Here is an 18,721-nt window from a genome sequence, read left to right as displayed (position 1 = left end):
GCGCCACCCGGGATGAAGCATGCCGAAGGCCGTGAAGCGGTCAGGGGTGTTCTCGCAGCTCAGCATGTGTAAGGCAAACGGACTACAGCACCGCCCCCGTGACCGGCCAGGCCGTTCCCCTCGCGGGTGAACGCTGAGTGAGCGTCAGCGCGCCAGGGGACGAGTGCTGTATGTCTGTTCGCAATCGCCAAGATCGATGTGAGGTGATCGGCGGCGGCCGTTGCGGCCGCGTTCACGCCCAGGTCACTCGCGCTGCCAACGATCCTCACTGACAGAGCCGACTCACAGGACCGCAGCTCAGCAGCCCGTCCCGCCTTCGCGTTCGCACCGGGGAGACCGCATATGCCTCGCAGATCCCGTAGACCCGCAGGACTCGACCGCCGCACGTTCCTCGCAGCGGCGGGCGCCGTCGGCACCGCCACCGCCACCGGGCTCGGACTCGCCCTGGGGCCGGACAGCGGCCGGGCCGCCGCCCTTCAGCCCACGGCCGACACCCCGGAGAGCGCGGCCGCCGCCGAGGACGTCGCGGCGGCCACCCCGACGGGGGCCGGCACCACCCTCGTCTCCGTCGCCGCGCCCGGCGGCACCACCGGCTACCGGCGGCTCGGCGAGGGCCCCGGCTGGCCGCGCGTCGTACGCTCCGAGCTCGCCACCGGCCGGCCGGGCCGGGAGGACCGCCGTACCACACTGGCGTCCTTCGTGCAGTTCACGGACCTCCACCTGACGGACGTGCAGCACCCGCTGCGCTACGAGTTCTTCCGGGCCGGCGACGCCGGGGCCTGGCGCCCGCACGAGGCGCTCACCCTGCCCGGCGCCGTCGCCCTGGTCGAGCGCGTCAACAAGCTCCGCCGGGGGCCCGCCACCGGCACGCCGCTGGGCTTCGTCATCACCACCGGCGACAACGGCGACGAGAACGCGAAGATCGAGGCGGAGTGGTTCCTGACCGCCCTCAGCGGCGGCCGGCTGAACCCCCAGACCGGCGACCCCCGCCGCTACGAAGGCGTCCAGGACAGCGGCCTCAAGCTGTACTGGCACCCCGACAGCGCCCTGAACGACGACGACAAGAAGCTCGGCTACCCCCGCATCCCCGGCTATCTGCGCGCCGCCACCCGCCGCGTCGACAGCCCCGGCCTGCGGATCCCCTGGTACTCGACCTTCGGCAACCACGACCTCCTCTCCGGCGGCTGCTATCCGGCCAAGGGCAGCTTCATCGAAGAGGTCTGCGTGGGGAACAAGAAGCTCCAGACCATCTCCGCCGCCGAGGCCAAGTGGCTCATGGAGGGCGAGGTCGCGGGCGTCGACCCCAAGGGCGAACGCATCAGGGCGCTGCTGCGCGAGCACAAGAAGAACCTGCGCACGGTCACCGCCGACCCGCGCCGGGTGCCGCTGTCCGCCCGCGAGTACATCGCCGCCCACCTCGACCCCGCCCACAAGGGGCGCGGGCCGCTCGGCCACGGCTACACGCGCGCCAACCTCGACTCCGGCGAGCTCTACTACTCCTTCCGGGTCTCCGACCGGGTCGTCGGCATCAGCCTCGACTCGACGGACCCCGGCGGCCACTACCAGGGCTCGCTGGGCACCGCCCAACTCAAGTGGCTGGAGCGGACGCTGAAGGACCACCGGGACGAATACGCACTGATCTTCAGCCACCACCCGAGCTGGAGCATGAACAACCTCACGCCCGACCCCGCCCGCCCGGGCGAGAAGCGGCACGACGGTAACGAGCTGATCGCCCTCCTCCAGCGCCACCCGAACGTCCTGGCCTGGATCAACGGCCACAGCCACCGCAACCGGGTGCGGCCGCGCGGCAGCTTCTGGGAGGTCTCCACCGCCTCGCACGTGGACTATCCGCAGCTCGCGCGGGTCATCGAGGTCACCGACAACAAGGACGGCACGGTCTCGCTCTTCACCACCCTCATCGAATCGGCCGCCCCCTACCGCACCGACTACGCGGACCTCTCCCAGACCGGACTCGCCTCCCTCTACCGCGAACTGGCCTTCAACGCCCCGGGCTCGGACGGCTCCCTCGCCGGTTCCCCCACCGACCGGAACACCGAACTGCTGCTCGCCAGGCCCTGACGGAGGCGGCCCGGCCGACGGCGGGGCTTACTTCGCGGGCTTACTTCGGCAGGACGACGACGTACGCGGCGGGCTCGCGGTCGGCCGACGCCATCAAGGCGGTACGGGCCACCGCGGCCTGCTGCTCCGGTGCCTCGCGCAGCTTCTTCGGTGTGATGTGCACGACCAGGATGCCGAGCCGCTCCATGCGGTCGCGCTTGCCCGCCTGCTCCGCCCAGAGCGCGTCGTCGTCCTGGCGCGGCGTCCGCGCGTCGATCTCCAGCGCCACCCCGTACTCCGGCCAGTAGGCGTCCACGCCGCCGAGCCGCGGGCCGCCGGGCAGCCGCAGGTCCACGTTCCACAGCGGCTCGGGCAGCCCGTGCCCGCGCACCACGTCGTACAGCCTGCTCTCCGCGATCGCCCGGCTCTCGGCGAGCAGGGTGTCGACGGCGTCCACCACGGCGGGCCGGTTCATCAGCCGGGCACGGGTCAATTCCCGTACCACCGCACCCGCTTCGCAGTGCCCGCCGCGCACCGCCTCGGTCAGCAGCCGGTGCACCGTCGTCGGCTCGGCGAGTCTGCCCACCGCGTCGGCGACCGCGCGGGCGGGCGGGGCGACCGGCACCCCCGTCAGCCGGATCGGACGCGGCAGGGTGTGGGCCCGCACCACCCGTACGAAGCCGGTCGACCGCAGCCGCCGGGTGCGCGGCACGAGCACGTCGATGTGGCCGAGGGAGAGCAGCGGGGGAGCGGAGGTGAAGCTGTGCAGGGCGAGCGCCGCCAGGCCGGTGATCATGGCCTCGCCGTACGGGGCGGCCGCCATCGCGGCGTCGGCGTCGCCCGGCCGCGGGCGGCCCGCCGCGGCCTGGGTGCGCGGCAGGGTGTACAGCAGCCCGGCGTGCAGCCGTTCCTCGCTGGTCGGCGGGCCGGGGCGGAGCAGGAAGACGCCGGGCAGCAGCTGCTGCCAGGGGCCGCCGGGCCGGCAGCGCTCGGCGACCGTGGCCCCCGGGACGCCGTGCTCGCGCAGTTGACGTGTGGTCAGTACGCGGTGCCGGACGTCGGAGCGGTGGTGCAGGGGGCGGGGGGACAGGGGGGTGTCGGGGTTCATGCCCCGGCCATTCCCGCTGCCCGCCCACCTCCTAACCGCTGTTACACACCCGTCGGCAAATCAGGACAACTTCGCCCTAAAGTACGGGCGTTCGATGCCGATTACGGGCCGTCGCGCCATCGTTACTGATGGTGATTCAGTTCGCCGCGCCCGCGTCGCAGTCCTGCGCCCGCAGCGCCCGCGCGAGGTCGTCCCGCTCCTCCAGCACCAGCCGCCGCAGCGCGGGCGCCGCGTCCTCGTGCGCCGCGAGCCAGGCGTCCGTCGCCTCCAGCGTCCGCCGGTCGTCCTGGAGCATCGGGAACAGCCCGCGCACCACGGCCATGGCGATCTCGATGGACCGCTCCCGCCACACCCGCTCGATCACCTCGAAGTAGCGAGCCGCGTAGGGCGCCAGCAGCTCCCGCTGCCCCGGCTGGTCGAAGCCCGCGATGGTGGCCTCGGCGAGGGCGTTGGAGAGGGCGTCGGACTCCACGACCGCCGCCCACGCCTCGGCCTTGACCTCCGCCGAGGGCCGCGAGGCCAGGCAGCGCACCTGGTGCCGCTTGCCGGAGGCGGTGTTGTCGCGGGCCAGCTCGGCGGTGACGGCCTGCTCGTCGGCCGCGCCCTGGGCGGCGAGCGTGCCCAAGAACGCCCACCGCAGCTCCTGGTCGACCTCCAGGCCGTCGATCTTCGCGTTGCCGTCCAGCAGCCCGCGCAGCAGCTGGAGATCGGCCGCGCTCTTCGCGGTCTGCGCGAAGAACCGCACCCACGCCAGCTGGTGGCCGCTGCCGGGCTCGGCGAGCCGCAGCTCGCTCAGCGCGGTCCGGGCCAGGAGCCGGCCGCCCTCCTCGCGCCAGTCGGGCGCCACGTAGTGCACCAGAGCCGTCCGCGCGCAGCTGTGCAGCGTCTGGAGCACGCCGATGTCGCTCTCGGCGCCGGCGAACCGCTCCACCAGCCCCAGGTACTCACGGGCGGGCAGCAGGCCGTCTCGGGTGAGGTTCCACAGCGCGGACCAGCACAGGGCGCGGGCGAGGGGGTCGGTGAGGTTTCCGAGGTGCTCCCGCAGGGTGGCGAGCGAGACCTCGTCGAAGCGGATCTTGCAGTAGGTGAGGTCGTCGTCGTTGACGAGGATCAGCTCGGGCCGCTCGGCCCCGGCCAGCTCGGTCACGACCGTGCGCGGACCGGCGACGTCCACCTCGGCGCGGGCGTAGCGCACCAGCGCGCCACTGATGTCCTCGCGGCGGTAGAGGCCCACGGCCACCCGGTGCGGGCGCAGCTCGGGGTGCGAGGCGGGGGCCTCCTGGAAGACCGACAGCTCGGTGATCCGGTCGGCGGCGTCGTAGGTCGCGTGCGGCGTCAGCGAGTTGACCCCGGCCGTCTGGAGCCAGGACCGGGACCAGGCGGCCATGTCCCGGCCCGAGGTCTCCTCCAGCACCCGCAGCAGGTCCGTCAGCCGGGTGTTGCCGAACGCGTGGCGCTTGAAGTAGCGCCGGGCGCCCTCCAGGAAGGCGTCCCGGCCCGCGTAGGCCACCAGCTGCTTGAGCACCGAGGCGCCCTTGGCGTAGGTGATGCCGTCGAAGTTGAGCTTGGCGTCCTCCAGGTCACGGATGTCGGCCGTGACGGGGTGGGTGGAGGGCAGCTGGTCGGCGCGGTAGGCCCAGGCCTTGCGCTGGTTGGCGAAGGTGATCCAGGCGTTCTCGAAGCGGGTCGCCTCCACCTGCGAGAAGGCGCCCATGAAGTCCGCGAAGGACTCCTTCAGCCACAGGTCGTCCCACCACTCCATGGTGACCAGGTCACCGAACCACATGTGCGCCATCTCGTGCAGGATGACGTTGGCCCGCCGCTCGTACGACGCCTGCGTCACCTTGCCGCGGAAGACGAACTCCTCCCGGAAGGTCACGCACCCCGGGTTCTCCATGGCGCCGATGTTGTACTCCGGCACGAACGCCTGGTCGTACTTCCCGAAGGGGTACGGGTAGTCGAAGTGGTCGTGGAAGAAGTCCAGGCCCTGCTTGGTGACGGTGAAGACGTCGTCGGCGTCGAAGTGCTTGGCGAGGCCCTTGCGGCACAGCGCGCCCAGCGGGATGTCGAGGACGGTCCCGTCGTCGAACGTGCGGCGGTAGTGGTCGCGGACGACGTGGTACGGGCCGGCGACGACGGCCGTGATGTAGGTGGAGATCGGCTTCGTGGGCACGAAGCTCCAGGTGCTGCCGTCGGCGCTGCCGGTGCCTGCCGGGCGGGGCTCCCCGTCCTGCGCGCCGTTGCTCAGCACCGTCCAGCCGGTGGGCGCGGTCACCGTGAAGGTGAAGGGGGCCTTGAGGTCGGGCTGCTCGAAGTTCGCGAAGACGCGGCGGGCGTCGGCGGGCTCGTACTGCGTGTAGAGGTAGACCTCGCCGTCCTCGGGGTCGGCGAAGCGGTGCATGCCCTCGCCGGTGCGGCTGTAGGCGCACTGGGCGTCCACGACCAGCGTGTTCTCGGCGGCGAGGGAGGCCAGCTCGATCCGGGTGCCGTCGAAGACGGCCTTGGGGTCCAGCTCCGTGCCGTTGAGCGTGACGGCGGTCACCGACGGCGCCACCAGGTCGGCGAACGTGCTCGCCCCCGGCTCCGCGCAGCGGAAACGGATGGTGGTCACCGAACGGAAGGTGCGGGGCTCCGGGCCCGCGCCCACCGCGGACCGCAGATCGAGCGCCACCTCGTAGCCGTCCACGGTCAGCAGTGCGGCCCGCTCGCGGGCCTCCTCACGGGTCAGGTTCTCACCGGGCACGACGGGACTCCCTCGGGTGAATGTCACGTATGTCGAATGTCGAACACCAGGAATCATGGCACGCGGGTTGGTTGTTGATTCAGCTACTGACCTGCCCGGAAGAGGAGACCCGCGTGAGTGTTTCGGAGAAGACCCCCGTCGACTTCTGGTTCGACCCGATCTGCCCCTGGGCGTGGATGACCTCGCGCTGGATGCTCGAGGTGGAGAAGGTCCGCCCGGTCGAGGTGCGCTGGCACGTCATGAGCCTCGCGGTGCTGAACGAGGACGAGCTCGACCAGGTGCCCGAGGAGTTCCGCGAGTATCTGCGCACGGGCGCCTGGGGGCCGGTGCGGGTCCTGATCGCGGCGGCGAAGGAGTACGGCGACGAGGTGCTCGGCCGTCTCTACACCGCGCTCGGCACCCGCTTCCACAACGAGGCCCTGCCGCGCGACCGCGACACGATCGTGGCCGCCCTGGCCGAGGCGGGCCTGCCGGCCCGGCTGGCGGACGCCGCCGACTCGGACGCCCTCGACGCCGATCTGCGCGTCTCGCACAAGGAGGGCATCGAGAAGGTCGGGCAGGAGGTCGGCACCCCGGTCATCGCCGTCCCCGGTGCGGACGGCGGTCAGGTGGCCTTCTTCGGCCCGGTCGTCACCCCCGCCCCCAAGGGCGAGGCGGCGGCCAGACTCTGGGACGGCACGCTGCTGGTCGCCTCGACCCCCGGCTTCTACGAGCTGAAGCGCACCCGGACGCAGGGCCCGGTCTTCGACTGAGGTCCGTGACCCCGCACTGCGTGATGGGGGCCATGATGGGGGCCATGATGGGGAAGGCCCCCGCGCGATGCGACCGTGCGGGGGCCTTCCGTGTGCCTGCCGCGTGAAGGGTGAGAAGACGATCACGAGCAGGCCGTGTGCGGGGTGCCGCTCGGGCACCCGGGGGTGTTACGGGACCAGCAGGAGCGTGTTGCCCCGCTCCTTGGCCGCGGCGTAACGGGCGGCGACGTCCTGCCAGTTGACGACCTGCCACATGGCCTCGATGAAGTCCACCTTCTGGTTCTTGTACTGAAGGTAGAAGGCGTGCTCCCAGGCGTCGAAGACCAGGATCGGGACCGAGCCCTGGCCGACGTTGCCCTGGTGGTCGTAGACCTGCTCGACGATGAGCCGGCCGCTGACCTGCTCGTAGGCCAGCACGCCCCAGCCGGAGCCCTGGGTGGTGGCCGAGGCCTTGGTGAGCTGGGCCTTGAACTTCTCGAAGGAGCCGAAGGACTCGGCGATGGCGTCGGCCAGCTCGCCCACGCCGTCCTTGTCGAGGGGCTCGCCGCCGCCGTCACCGGTCATGTTCTGCCAGTAGATGCTGTGCAGGATGTGACCGGAGAGGTGGAAGGCCAGGCTCTTCTCCAGGCCGTTGATCGCGCCCCACTGGTCCTTGTCGCGGGCCTCGGCGAGCTGCTCGAGGGTGTCGTTCGCGCCCTTGACGTACGCCGCGTGGTGCTTGTCGTGGTGCAGCTCAATGATCTTCGCGTCGATGACGGGCTGGAGCGCCGCGTAATCGTAGGGAAGTTCGGGAAGTGTGTAGATGGCCATGCCGAGCCCTCCGACTGCTTATTGCAATTAACTTGCAGGTAAACGCTATCAGCAAGTGCAACTGAGGTGCCGTCACGGGGCCGGTCTTCCGTCGAAAGACCGAGGCGGGGTAGGTCCTGAAGATCAGGACCTACCCCGCCTCGGTGTGCGGATGCGGTGGAGCGTCAGCGCTTGGCGGCCGCCGCGCGCTGCTTGGCGTAGCCGATCAGGGCGAGGGCGATCGCCAGTCCGGCCGTGAAGTACAGCTGGAGCCGGGTCTCCTCCTCGCGCAGCATCAGCGCCAGGACCCCGACGATGCCGGCCAGCGCCAGCCACGTCAGGTACGGGAAGAGCCACATGCGCACGATGAGCTTGTCCTGCGGGATCTGCCGGCGCCCCACGAGCTGGGACACCGCGATGAAGCCCCACACCACGAGCGTGGCCGCGCCGACCATGTTGAGCAGCCACTTGAAGATGGTGTCCGGCCACCAGTAGCTGAGCAGGACGGCGACGAAGCCGAAGGAGGCGGAGGCGATGACCGCGAGACGCGGCACGCCGTTGCTGACCTTGGCGAGGACCTTCCAGCCCTGGCCGCGGGCGACGAGCGAGTACGCGATGCGCGAGGAGCCGTAGATGTTCGCGTTCATCGCGGACAGCAGCGCCACCAGCACGACGACGTTCATGATGTCGCCGGCGTGCGGGATGTCCAGGTAGTCCAGGACGGCGACGTACGGGCCCTTGGCGGTCACCGACGGGTCGTTCCAGGGGATCAGGGTGACGACGATGGCCAGCGAGCCGACGTAGAAGAGGGCGATGCGCCACATCGAGGTGCGGACCGCGCGGGCGACGCCCTCACGCGGCTTCTCGGACTCGGCCGCCGCGATGGTCACCGTCTCCAGGCCGCCGTAGGCGAAGACGGAGGCGAGCAGGCCGACGACGAGCCCGTCGAGGCCGGTGGGGAAGAAGCCGCCGTTGCCGGTGAGATGACTGGCCCCGGGGGAGTCCGTGCCGGGCAGGACGCCCATGATGGCGAGCACGCCGAGGACCAGGAAGAGACTGATCGCGCCGACCTTCAGCGTCGCGAACCAGAACTCGAACTCACCGAAGTTGGCGACCGCGGCCAGGTTGGTGATCGTGAAGACGACCATGAACAGCGCGACCCACATCCAGGACGAGGTGTCCGGGAACCAGCCGACCATGATCTTCGCCGCGCCTATCCCCTCGGCGGCGACGGCGACGCACAGCAGGGTCCAGAACACCCAGCCGGAGGTGAAGCCCGCCCACGGGCCGATCGTGCGCTCCGCGTGCACCGAGAAGCTGCCGGAGGCCGGATTGGCCGCCGACATCTCACCGAGCATGCGCATCACGAGCATCACCAGCAGTCCGGACGCCGCATAGGCGAGCACGACCGCGGGGCCGGCGGCGGCGATGCCGCCGCCCGAGCCGACGAAGAGCCCCGCGCCGATGACGCCACCGAGCGCGATCATCGACAGATGGCGCTGCTTGAGGCTGTGCGACAGAGCCGCGGCGTCGGTGCCGACGTCATTGGCCGGAACGTCGGTGGTTGATTTCGGGTCGGAGGCCGCGCACTCAGGCGGAGAGGGGGGTATACCGGTCATGATCGTGTCTGCCCCGTTGGGTGTGAGCGGAAAAGTTGCCTCAGTGTGAAGGCCACGTTCGCTCAGGACAACACCCTTTGCAGAGGTGTCCGATATTCAGACGTCGGTATGACCGTACGTACCTGATGTATCGCCAGAACAAACGTGTTTTACGGCCGATCTATCGGGCCGGGCGGCCCGTCGTGCGCAGCCGGAGCTCGCGCAGCCCCGCGACCACGAGCACCGCGCCCGTCGCTGCCGCCGACCACAGCAGCTGCGGCCGGGCCGCGTCGTCGGTCAGCATGAGCACCAGCACGGCGCCCATCGCGGCCAGCGCGACCCAGGTCAGATAGGGGAAGCACCACATGCGCAGCGTCAGCCGCTCCGGTGCGTCGCGCTCGATGCGGGGACGCAGCCGCAGCTGGGAGACGGCGATCAGACCCCAGACGAAGAGCAGGACCGCACCCACCGCGTTGAGCAGATAGTGGAAGATCGAATCCGGCCACTTCAGGTTCAATATGACCGAGATGAAGCCGAAAGCGACCGATGCGAACACCGCTCGTCGGGGCACGCCACCGTCGGAGATCTTCAGCAGCGAGCGCGGCGCCTCCCCGCGCTCGGCGAGCGAGAAGACCATCCGCGACGAGCCGTAGAGATTGGCGTTCAGCGCGGACAGCAGCGCCACGAAGACCACGATGTTCATGATCTGCCCGGCCCCCGGCACCCCGATGTGGTCGAGGACGGCCACGTAGGGGCTCTGCCCCGGCTTCATCGAGGACCAGGGGAGAAGCGTGACGATGACGAGCATCGAGCCGACGTAGAAGAAGAGGATGCGGTACACGGCGCTGCGCACCGCCCGGGCCACCGCGCGCGCCGGGTCGTCGGACTCGGCGGCGGCGATCGTGACGACCTCCAGGCCGCCGAAGGCGAAGACGACGGCGAGGACGCCGGAGACGACGCCGCTGACGCCGTTGGGCAGGAAGCCGCCCTGCCCGGTGAGGTTCGTGAACCCCACGGCCTCGGTGTCCGGCAGCACGCCGAAGATCGCCAGCAGGCTCAGGCCCAGGAAGAGGACGATCGCGCCGACCTTCAGTGCCGCGAACCAGAACTCGAACTCGCCGAAGTTCTTCACCGCGGCGAGGTTGGCGGTGGTGAACACCACCATGAACAGCAGCACCCAGCCCCACTGCGGCACCGACGGCACCCAGCCATGGGCGATCTGCGCGGCGCCGGTCGCCTCCACGGCGAGCACGACCACCAGCAGGAACCAGTACAGCCAGCCCACCGAGAACCCGGCCCAGCGGCCCAGCGCGCGCTCCGCGTGCACCGAGAAGGCGCCCGAGGCGGGCATCGCCGAGGACATCTCGCCGAGCATCCGCATCACCAGCATCGCGAGCGCGCCCGCGATCAGGTACGACACGATGATCCCCGGCCCCGCCACGGCGATCCCGGCCCCGGACCCGACGAACAGCCCGGCCCCGATCACCCCGCCCAGCCCGAGCATGGTCAGATGCCGCTGCTTCAGCCCCGCGGACAGCGGTTCTCTCTCGTCACCGGTACGGGACTCGGCGACAGACGGTGCGTCGTGCATGGGGCTTCGTACTCTCGGGATCTGTGCGGTGGGGGCTGCGGCGGACTCATGGACTCCGAATGTGTGGACTCCGCGAATCCGGCTACTTCCGACAGATTCTCCCGACCGGGTGGTATGTGCCAAGCTCCGCAGGTCGGGGGTGACGAGCATCACGGGTTCGCTGGGCGCCGGCCTTTGCGCGGGTCACCTGCCGGCGACGGGGGTGCGTGTGCGGCTGGTGCCGCGGCTCTCCGCCCTCCGGGGCGGGCGGGGCGCCCGCGGGGGCCCCGCGGGCGGCCTGGACGCTCAGGGCCCGACCACGGGCCGTCGTCGCCCGGTGGGCCCTCGCAGGCCGCGGGCCGGAGGCCCGCCCCCGCGTGCGGGGTTCGGAAGCCTCCAAGCCGGAGGCCGTCGGTTTGTCGCGGGTGCCCGGTGCTCGCGCGGTGACGCTCGGCTAACGTCAGGCTGTCCTTAGTTGCCCAGTCACCTCGCGGAGTACCGATGGCCACCGCCGCTGCCTCAGTTTCCCGGACCGGTACGGTCCTCGCCGATCTGCTCCCGGCCTCCACCGCCGGCCGCGCCCGCGTGCGCGACGCCGCCCTGGTCATGGGCGGCGCGGCCCTCACCGGCATCGCCGCCCAGATAGCCGTCCCGGTGCCCGGCTCGCCGGTCCCGGTCAGTGGCCAGACCTTCGCCGTGCTGCTGGTCGGCACCGCGCTGGGGGCCCGGCGCGGCTTCCTCTCCCTCGCGCTGTACGCCGTCGTCGGCATGGCGGGCATGCCGTGGTTCGCCGAGGCCAAGTCCGGCGCCACCTTCCCGTCCTTCGGTTACGTCCTCGGCATGCTGCTCGCCGCGACCGTCGTCGGCGCCCTCGCCCGCCGCGGTGCCGACCGTTCCGTGCTGCGCACCGCCGGTGCCATGGCGCTGGGCTCCGCGATCATCTACGCGGTCGGTGTCCCCTACCTCGCGCTCGCCACGCACATGTCCTTCGCGGACGCCGTCGCGAACGGTCTGACGCCCTTCCTGATCGGTGACGTCCTGAAGGCCGCCCTCGCCATGGGCGCGCTGCCCGCCGCCTGGAAGCTGCTGGAGCGCCGCGGCTGACACCCCCGCGATACCTGTACGGGCCGGGCCCGCACCCCCTCACGAAGAGCGAAGAGGGGGTGCGGGCCCGGCCTGTACACGCGTCCGCAGATTTTTGTTATCGGCGTCCGGCCGCCGCGTCTCCTGAGTGTTGGACCAGCTCAAGACCCCGCACCGGAAGTGGATCCGCGTGAACCGTGAACCCGAGACTGTGACGTTCGACCCCGCCCCCGAGGGAAGCCGGCGCTCCCGCCGGAGCCGGGGCAGGCGCCCGCGGCGAGCCGCGCTGGTGACCGGGGCGGTGGCCCTGATAGCCGTCGCCGGTGGCGGCTACGGCGTGGCCCAGGCGGTGGGGGACGGCGGCGGGGACAGCCGTCCGGCCGCCGGGGCGGCCTCGGTGCGGGACGGGCGCCAGGCCACCGAGCCGGCCGCCGTCGCCGCCGGGAAGAAGAAGGCGACCCCGACCGCCACCGCCTCCGCGAAGCCGAAGAAGAAGCCCGAGGAGACCGGGAAGGAGACGGCGGACCCGGCGAAGGCCGGCCAGAAGAGCGGTTCCCCCGCCAAGCCCAAGCCCAAGCCGACGAAGAAGCCCAAGCCCAAGCCCAAGGGCACCCCGGCGGGCGGGCCGACCGCCCGTCTCGCGCAGCAGGTCGTGGAGATGGTCAACGCGGAACGGGCCCGCGCCGGCTGCTCGCCCGTCACCGTCAACGCCAAGCTCCAGGCCGCGGCCCAGGGCCACTCCGACGACATGGCCGCCCGCGACTACTACGACCACACCACCCCCGAGGGCAAGAGCCCCGGCGACCGGATGACGGCCGCCGGATACCGCTGGAGCACCTACGGCGAGAACATCTTCAAGAGCCCCAAGGACGCCCGTACGGCGATGGACGGCTGGATGAAGAGCCAGGGGCACCGGGACAACATCCTGAACTGCTCCTTCAAGGAGATAGGCGTGGGCATCAACCTCAGGGCGAACGGCCCTTGGTGGACCCAGAACTTCGGCGCCTCCCGCTAGGGCCTGACCGGCCTGTCTGCGCTTTCCCTTACGGGCCGGGCGTGCGCTTGCCCCCGCGGGCCGTGGCGTGTGCACCACCGCTGCGCGGCGGTGTCCTCAATCGCCGGACGGGCTGCTGCAGCCGGCACGCGCCCGGCGCCGCCATCGCGTACACGAACGGGCCGGGCCCGTACCCCCTTGCACAAGGGGGTACGGGCCCGGCCCGAAACGCGAGAGGGAACTACTTCGTGGCAGCCGCCTCGCCCTTGCGGCGGCGGTCCAGGACGATGCCGATGGCCAGGACGATCGCGCCCACCAGCACGGAGGCGAGAACCACCTGGCGGTTGTCGCCGCCCGCGTAGACCATGTAGCCGAGCACGAAGGTGATCATGCCGATGGTGGCCCACGTCAGGTACGGGAAGAGCCACATCTTCACGACGTGCCGCTCGGGGGTCTCCCGCTCGATGATGCGGCGCATCTTCAGCTGGGTGAAGCAGATCACCAGCCAGACGAAGAGCGCGACGGCACCGGAGGCGTTCAGCAGGAACTTGAAGACGGTGTCCGGCCACACGTAGTTGAAGATCACCGAGAGGAAGCCGAAGACGGTCGAGCCCAGGATCGCGATGCGCGGCACGCCGGTCTTGCTGACCCGGGCGAAGGCCTTCGGCGCGTCGCCGCGCTGGCCGAGGGAGAAGGCCATGCGGGAGGCCGTGTAGAGGCCCGAGTTCAGGCAGGACAGGACGGCGGTCAGAACGATGACGTTCATGATCTGGCCGGCGTGCGGGATGCCGATGGAGTCGAGGGCCGCGACGTAGCTGCCCTTGTCGGCGATCTCCTTGGAGTCCCACGGGAGCAGGCTGACCACGACGAGGATCGAGCCCAGGTAGAAGACGCCGATCCGCCAGATGACGCTGTTGGTGGCCTTGGTGACCGCGCGCTGCGGGTCCTCGGACTCACCGGCGGCCAGGGTGACGATCTCGCTGCCCATGAAGGAGAAGACGACCATCAGCACACCGGTGAGGATCGCGCCGGGACCGTTGGGCAGGAACCCGCCGTGCGAGGTGAGGTAGTCGAAGCCGGCGCCGGGGTTGTCGGAGCCGGGGAGCACACCGAAGACCGCGAGCAGACCGATGGCGACGAAGCCGGCGATGGCGACGACCTTGATGCCGGCGAACCAGAACTCGAACTCGCCGTAGGAGGCGACCGAGGCCAGGTTGGTCGCGGTGAGCACGACCATGACGATCAGGGCCCAGCCCCACTGGGGCACGGCCGGTATCCAGCCTTCGAGGATCTTGGCGCCGGCGGTCGCCTCGACCGCGAGCACCACGACCCAGAAGAACCAGTACAGCCAGCCGATGGAGAAACCGGCCCAGCGGCCCAGCGCCCGGTCCGCGTAGGCGGAGAAGGAGCCGGAGGTCGGGTTGGCGGCGGCCATCTCGCCGAGCATCCGCATCACGAAGACGACCATCGCGCCGACGAGGGCGTACGACAGGAGGATGCCGGGGCCCGCGGCGGCGATACCGCCGGAGGAGCCCACGAAGAGGCCGGCGCCGATCACGCCACCAATAGCGATCATGGACAGGTGGCGGTTCTTGAGCCCGGCCTTCAGGCCGTCCTGGCCGGACGCGGGGCCCTGGCCGGGATCGCCGGCCGTCGGCGCCTTCGTCATTGTCGGCGGTGTCGCGCTCATGGAACGTTTCCTTTGGTTCTCGGGTTTCGAGCTTCCGCATTAGAACTTTTTGAAGGTGTCTTTCGGAAGACCCGAATCCGTATCGTTGTATTCACGGGGTAACCCCCGGCCCCGACGACGGGTGCCCCCGGCGAGTCGTGCCACACTCGGACGCATGCGCGTGTACCTCGGCTCCGACCATGCCGGCTACGAACTCAAGAACCACCTCGTCGAGTGGCTCAAGGCCCAGGGCCATGACCCCGTCGACTGTGGACCGCACATCTACGACGCCCAGGACGACTACCCCCCGTTCTGCCTCCGCGCCGCGGAGCGGACCGCCGCTGACCCCGACAGCCTCGGGATCGTGATCGGCGGCTCGGGCAACGGCGAGCAGATCGCCGCGAACAAGGTCAAGGGCGTCCGGGCCGCGCTGGCCTGGAGCGAGCAGACCGCCGCCCTCGGGCGTGAGCACAACAACGCCAACGTGATCAGCGTCGGCGGCCGGATGCACACCCAGGAAGAGGCGACGAAGTTCGTCGAGATCTTCCTCGCCACGCCGTACTCCGGTGAGGAGCGCCACACGCGCCGCATCGAGATGCTGAGCGCGTACGAGACCACTGGCGAGCTCCCGGCGATCCCCGCCCACCACCCGCAGGGCTGATACCCCTTTGTCCTCAAGTGCCCGGACGGGCTGAACAGGCCCGTCCGGGCACAAACCAGCCCGTCCGGCGTTTGAGGACACGGCACAGCAGCCCGTCCGGCGTTTGAGGACCGGGGTCCGGGGCGGAGCCCCGATCTCGAAGCCGCGCCGGTCAACGCATCCCGTCCGGAGGACAAAGCCGTGCCCGAGGGGCATACGATCCACCGCCTCGCGGCGGACCACCGCGACCTCTTCGCGGGCCGTCCGGCCCGGGTGAGCAGCCCGCAGGGCAAGTTCGCCGACAGCGCGGCCCTGCTCGACGGCCGGGTGCTGGAGACTGCCGAAGCCCACGGCAAGCACCTCTTCCTCGGCTTCGCCGCGACCGGCTGGGTCCATATCCACCTCGGCCTCTTCGGCAAGCTCGGCTTCGGCACGGGCCAGGCGCCGCCGCCCACCGCGACCGTGCGGCTGCGGCTCGCGAACCCCGGTGCCTACGCCGATCTGCGCGGGCCCACCACCTGCGCCCTGATCACCGACGGCGAGAAGCAGGCGATACACGACCGGCTCGGCCCCGACCCGCTGCGGCCCGGTGACGACCCCGACAAGGCGTGGCGGCGGATCTCCAGGAGCCGCACCACGATCGCCGCGCTGCTCATGGACCAGAAGGTCATCGCCGGGGTCGGCAATGTCTACCGCGCGGAGGTCCTCTTCCGGCACGGCGTCGACCCGTACCGCCCCGGCCGCGAGCTCACCCGGTCCGAGTGGGACGCGATCTGGGCCGACCTGGTCGTTCTGATGCGCGAGGGCGTGCGGAACAACCGGATCGACACCGTCCGGCCCGAGCACACGCCCGAGGCCATGGGGCGCCCGCCGCGCGTCGACGACCACGGCGGCGAGGTCTACGTCTACCGCCGGGCCCACCTTCCCTGCCACATCTGTGACGGCGAGATCCGTACCGCCGAACTCGCCGCCCGCAACCTCTTCTGGTGCCCCACCTGCCAGTGACCGGCCGGCCGCCCGGGGTGGTTTCAGAACCCGTGCGGCAGCCAGGGCGCCACCGTGCTGCCGAAGGCCGAGGAGGCCTCCTCCAGCGCGGACGGCCGCACCTCCGTCACCAGGCCCGCGCCCGCCAGCGAGGCCAGCGACACCCCGCCCAGGTACGCCGTGCCCAGCTCCCGTACGGACAGGGCCAGATCCGGCGCGTCGTCGGTGCGCTCGCAGGACGCGCCCTTCGCATCACCGGTCAGCCGCCAGCGCCCCGCGTTCCAGGGGCAGAAGTCGTCCGCCACCTCGAACACCACGTCCACCGGCGTCCGGTACGTACGGGCCGACAACGCCGCGCCCACGTCGACCAGCCGGACGTGGAGCGAGTCCCGCACCCCGATGTCGCAGCGCCGGATGTCGGTCACCAGGTGCAGCAGCGGGTCGTCGACGGGACGGTTCGTCGTGGTGACCCGTGTCGTCAGGTCGATCTCGGTCAGGAAGCGCCACAGCGCGGCGTACGCCTGCGGGGTCAGCGCCTCCAGATCACGCAGGACCACCGCGCCCTTCGGACCGGCCAGGTCCCAGTCGGCGCGCACCGCGTAGCGCGCGTAGCCGACCACCTCACCGTCGGCCTCCGCGAGCACGCACTGGAGCGGCGAGGCCCCTTCGCGCTTGTCCGGCGGGTCGAGCAGCGGCTGCTTCTCCCAGCCCGGCTGACGGACCAGCATGCCCGGACGGGCGGCTGCCCGGCGCGCGTAGACGGCCTCGCACGCGTCGCGCGCATCCTCGGGCTTCGAGTCACGCAACCGCACGCCCTCCGCGCCCTCCGACGCGTCGGTACCGGGCGGCACCGTGATCCGCACCCGGGTGGTGTCGATGGTCGCGTGCAGGCTGTGCGTCGCGGCGCCGTAGCCGAACCGGCCGTAGATCGCGGGCTCCGAGGCGGTCAGCACGGCCAGCGGCTCGCCCCAGGACCGGACGTCGTCGAGCAGGCGCCGCATCATCTCCCGCAGCACCCCGCGCCGACGGTACGTCGGCCGTACCCCCACCATCGTCACGCCCGCGGTGGGCACCGCTTCGCCGCCGGGCACCGTCATCCGGAACGCCAACGTGCCCGCCGTGCCGATGACTTCATCGCCGTCCCAGACGCCGATGGAGCGGTCGAAGCACGTCAGCTCCCGCCACAGCGTCCGTTCCTCGGCGGTGTCCGCCGCCCCGCCGAAGGCCAGTTCCAACGTTCCGTACCACTGGTCCCAGTCGTCAGGACGCAATACTCGTAATTCCGTCGTCATACCCCATGCCTAGCAGCGCGTTCCCGGCCCGCGCGAACGAATTTCGCCTAGGCTGTGCTCTACCGAGTCGTTCCCGAGGCCCTCCTGGCGGCACACCGGTGCCTCCCGGCGGACGTGTCGGCGCGGCGTGAATCGACGCACCGCCGAATGGGTGGATAAGGTCCCGATGCAATGACTGGCGGCGCGGAGACCCCGACGGCCCGGATGCGCAAAAGACTGCACCGGGTCCGCACGAGTGTGCGCAAAGCAGGTGTCGACTATTTCCGCGGCGACGGCTCCGACTGGCTGGCCCTGACCGCCCTGCTGCTCGCCGTCCCCGCCCTGACCTTTGGCACCGTGGCCAACCCCGAGTGGTGCGACCCCGCCGCGCTCGTCCTGCCCATCGTGGCCGGCGGACTGCTGCTGCGGCCCGCGAGCCTGCTCGGGCTGTACGCGGCCTCGGCCGCCGCCCTCATCGTGGAGTCCGCGGCGCTGGATGACCCCGGCTCGTACGGCGCCGACCGGGTCACCCCCGGCACCATCCTCGTCGTCGCCGCGGTGGGTTTCCTCGGGCTGCTCATCGCGCAGTTCCGCAGCCGCGTCGGGGTGCCCTGGCGGCGCGGCGGCACGATGCTCTTCGACCTGCGCGAGCGGATCCGGGTCCAGAGCAAGCTGCCGAAACTGCCGCGCGGCTGGCACCGGGAGATGGCCCTGCGCCCGGCCGGCGGCCAGTCCTTCTCCGGCGACTTCGTCGTCGCCGGGCGGACGAACGGCGGCCGCACGCTGGAGGTCGTCCTCACCGACGTCTCCGGCAAGGGCATGGACGCGGCCTCCCGAGCCCTGCTGCTGTCCGGTGCCTTCGGCGGTCTGCTGGGCTCGCTGCCACCCCCGCAGTTCCTGCCCGCCGCCAATGCCTATCTGCTCAGACAGGACTGGGACGAGGGCTTCGCGACCTCCGTCCACCTCGTCCTCGACCTCGACAGCGGCGACTACGAACTGCTCTCCGCCGGGCATCTGCCGGGGCTCCAACTCAGCGCGGGCACGGGCCGCTGGGAGGAGAAGGCCGCCGAAGGCCCCCTGCTCGGCGTCTACGACGGCGCGCGGTTCGACCCCGTCAAGGGCACCCTGCGCCCCGGTGACGTCCTCATGCTCTTCACCGACGGCCTCGTCGAGACGGCCGAACGGGACCTCACCGAGGGCATGGACCGTCTCACCGGGGAGGCCGACCGCTATGTCGCCTCCGGCTTCCACGGCGCCGCCTGGCACCTCATCGAGGCCGTCGCCAAGGACGTCAATGACGACCGGGCGCTGCTGCTCATCTGCCGCGACTGAGCCCCGCTTTGTCACAGGCCCGTGACAGGCCGGGTTTGTTGTGCGACGAATGCGACTTCTGAGTAACAGCTATGCGGAAGTGCCCCCTGCTCACGTTGCAGGCGGCAATGAGGGGTTGATAGACATGGCA

Annotated in this window: 14 protein-coding genes; 7 read left to right on the top strand and 7 right to left on the bottom strand. The window is 71.0% G+C overall.

Annotation, left to right across the window (positions count from 1 at the left end):
• Positions 1-342 precede the first annotated feature (342 nt).
• Positions 343-2,079, top strand: a complete 1,737-nt coding sequence (locus JO379_RS11865; protein ID WP_130877761.1) for a TIGR03767 family metallophosphoesterase — start codon at positions 343-345, stop codon at positions 2,077-2,079.
• 40 nt (positions 2,080-2,119) lie between these two features.
• Here the strand turns inward: JO379_RS11865 and JO379_RS11860 are convergent, their stop codons facing one another.
• A complete protein-coding gene (locus JO379_RS11860) occupies positions 2,120-3,166 on the bottom strand; it encodes a hypothetical protein (RefSeq protein ID WP_130877760.1) in 1,047 nt (348 codons plus the stop codon).
• 136 nt (positions 3,167-3,302) lie between these two features.
• Positions 3,303-5,909, bottom strand: coding sequence for an aminopeptidase N (gene pepN, locus JO379_RS11855; protein WP_130877759.1), 2,607 nt, complete (start codon positions 5,907-5,909; stop codon positions 3,303-3,305).
• A gap of 113 nt (positions 5,910-6,022) precedes the next feature.
• Between pepN and JO379_RS11850 the strand changes: the two genes are divergently transcribed.
• Positions 6,023-6,661, top strand: a complete 639-nt coding sequence (locus tag JO379_RS11850; RefSeq protein WP_307841965.1) for a mycothiol-dependent nitroreductase Rv2466c family protein — start codon at positions 6,023-6,025, stop codon at positions 6,659-6,661.
• 168 nt (positions 6,662-6,829) lie between these two features.
• Here the strand turns inward: JO379_RS11850 and JO379_RS11845 are convergent, their stop codons facing one another.
• The 3 genes from JO379_RS11845 to JO379_RS11835 all read right to left on the bottom strand — a co-directional run bounded on the left by JO379_RS11845 (position 6,830) and on the right by JO379_RS11835 (position 10,639).
• Entirely contained in the window at positions 6,830-7,471 is a 642-nt protein-coding gene (locus JO379_RS11845) for a superoxide dismutase (RefSeq protein WP_130877757.1), read from the bottom strand.
• A 164-nt stretch (positions 7,472-7,635) separates the two neighbouring features.
• A complete protein-coding gene (locus tag JO379_RS11840; protein WP_242626055.1) occupies positions 7,636-8,937 on the bottom strand; it encodes an amino acid permease in 1,302 nt (433 codons plus the stop codon).
• A gap of 292 nt (positions 8,938-9,229) precedes the next feature.
• Positions 9,230-10,639, bottom strand: coding sequence for an amino acid permease (locus tag JO379_RS11835; RefSeq protein WP_209514876.1), 1,410 nt, complete (start codon positions 10,637-10,639; stop codon positions 9,230-9,232).
• A gap of 480 nt (positions 10,640-11,119) precedes the next feature.
• Here JO379_RS11835 and JO379_RS11830 point away from each other — a divergent pair, with 480 nt between their 5' ends.
• Together JO379_RS11830 and JO379_RS33895 are read left to right on the top strand one after the other, a co-directional pair.
• The gene (locus tag JO379_RS11830) at positions 11,120-11,722 is read left to right on the top strand and encodes a biotin transporter BioY (RefSeq protein WP_130877754.1); all 603 of its coding nucleotides are present in this window, start codon (positions 11,120-11,122) and stop codon (positions 11,720-11,722) included.
• 169 nt (positions 11,723-11,891) lie between these two features.
• On the top strand, positions 11,892-12,716 hold the full coding sequence (locus JO379_RS33895; RefSeq protein ID WP_307841964.1) for a CAP domain-containing protein: 825 nt from the start codon (positions 11,892-11,894) through the stop codon (positions 12,714-12,716).
• Positions 12,717-12,936: 220 nt separating this feature from the next.
• On the opposite strand, the gene JO379_RS11820 is transcribed toward JO379_RS33895, so the two are convergent.
• Complete coding sequence (locus JO379_RS11820) at positions 12,937-14,385, bottom strand: amino acid permease (protein ID WP_130877752.1); 1,449 nt, start codon at positions 14,383-14,385, stop codon at positions 12,937-12,939.
• Positions 14,386-14,539: 154 nt separating this feature from the next.
• Between JO379_RS11820 and JO379_RS11815 the strand changes: the two genes are divergently transcribed.
• A complete protein-coding gene (locus tag JO379_RS11815) occupies positions 14,540-15,025 on the top strand; it encodes a ribose-5-phosphate isomerase (protein ID WP_130877751.1) in 486 nt (161 codons plus the stop codon).
• A 180-nt stretch (positions 15,026-15,205) separates the two neighbouring features.
• Positions 15,206-16,009, top strand: a complete 804-nt coding sequence (locus tag JO379_RS11810; protein ID WP_130877750.1) for an Fpg/Nei family DNA glycosylase — start codon at positions 15,206-15,208, stop codon at positions 16,007-16,009.
• A gap of 23 nt (positions 16,010-16,032) precedes the next feature.
• Here the strand turns inward: JO379_RS11810 and JO379_RS11805 are convergent, their stop codons facing one another.
• Positions 16,033-17,280, bottom strand: a complete 1,248-nt coding sequence (locus tag JO379_RS11805) for a GNAT family N-acetyltransferase (protein WP_130877749.1) — start codon at positions 17,278-17,280, stop codon at positions 16,033-16,035.
• Between the two features lie 171 nt (positions 17,281-17,451).
• On the opposite strand from JO379_RS11805, the gene JO379_RS11800 reads away from it, so the two are divergent.
• Positions 17,452-18,591, top strand: coding sequence for a PP2C family protein-serine/threonine phosphatase (locus JO379_RS11800; protein WP_130877748.1), 1,140 nt, complete (start codon positions 17,452-17,454; stop codon positions 18,589-18,591).
• The last annotated feature ends 130 nt before the right edge of the window (positions 18,592-18,721 follow it).

This window comes from Streptomyces syringium (genome assembly GCF_017876625.1).
GTDB lineage: Bacteria > Actinomycetota > Actinomycetes > Streptomycetales > Streptomycetaceae > Streptomyces > Streptomyces syringius.
The sequence above is the reverse complement of the archived record's forward strand: the minus strand, read 5'-3'. Positions and strand labels throughout refer to the sequence as shown.

What these genes read in the sequence shown, in the direction of transcription:
- JO379_RS11815 (WP_130877751.1), top strand. Translation starts at nt 14,540, where the DNA reads ATGCGCGTGTACCTCGGCTCCGACCATGCCGGCTACGAACTCAAGAAC.
- JO379_RS11840 (WP_242626055.1), bottom strand. Translation starts at nt 8,937, where the DNA reads ATGATCGCGCTCGGTGGCGTCATCGGCGCGGGGCTCTTCGTCGGCTCG.
- JO379_RS11860 (WP_130877760.1), bottom strand. Translation starts at nt 3,166, where the DNA reads ATGAACCCCGACACCCCCCTGTCCCCCCGCCCCCTGCACCACCGCTCC.
- JO379_RS11805 (WP_130877749.1), bottom strand. Translation starts at nt 17,280, where the DNA reads ATGACGACGGAATTACGAGTATTGCGTCCTGACGACTGGGACCAGTGG.
- JO379_RS11820 (WP_130877752.1), bottom strand. Translation starts at nt 14,385, where the DNA reads ATGAGCGCGACACCGCCGACAATGACGAAGGCGCCGACGGCCGGCGAT.
- JO379_RS11830 (WP_130877754.1), top strand. Translation starts at nt 11,120, where the DNA reads ATGGCCACCGCCGCTGCCTCAGTTTCCCGGACCGGTACGGTCCTCGCC.
- JO379_RS11845 (WP_130877757.1), bottom strand. Translation starts at nt 7,471, where the DNA reads ATGGCCATCTACACACTTCCCGAACTTCCCTACGATTACGCGGCGCTC.
- JO379_RS11800 (WP_130877748.1), top strand. Translation starts at nt 17,452, where the DNA reads ATGACTGGCGGCGCGGAGACCCCGACGGCCCGGATGCGCAAAAGACTG.
- JO379_RS11865 (WP_130877761.1), top strand. Translation starts at nt 343, where the DNA reads ATGCCTCGCAGATCCCGTAGACCCGCAGGACTCGACCGCCGCACGTTC.
- JO379_RS11835 (WP_209514876.1), bottom strand. Translation starts at nt 10,639, where the DNA reads ATGCACGACGCACCGTCTGTCGCCGAGTCCCGTACCGGTGACGAGAGA.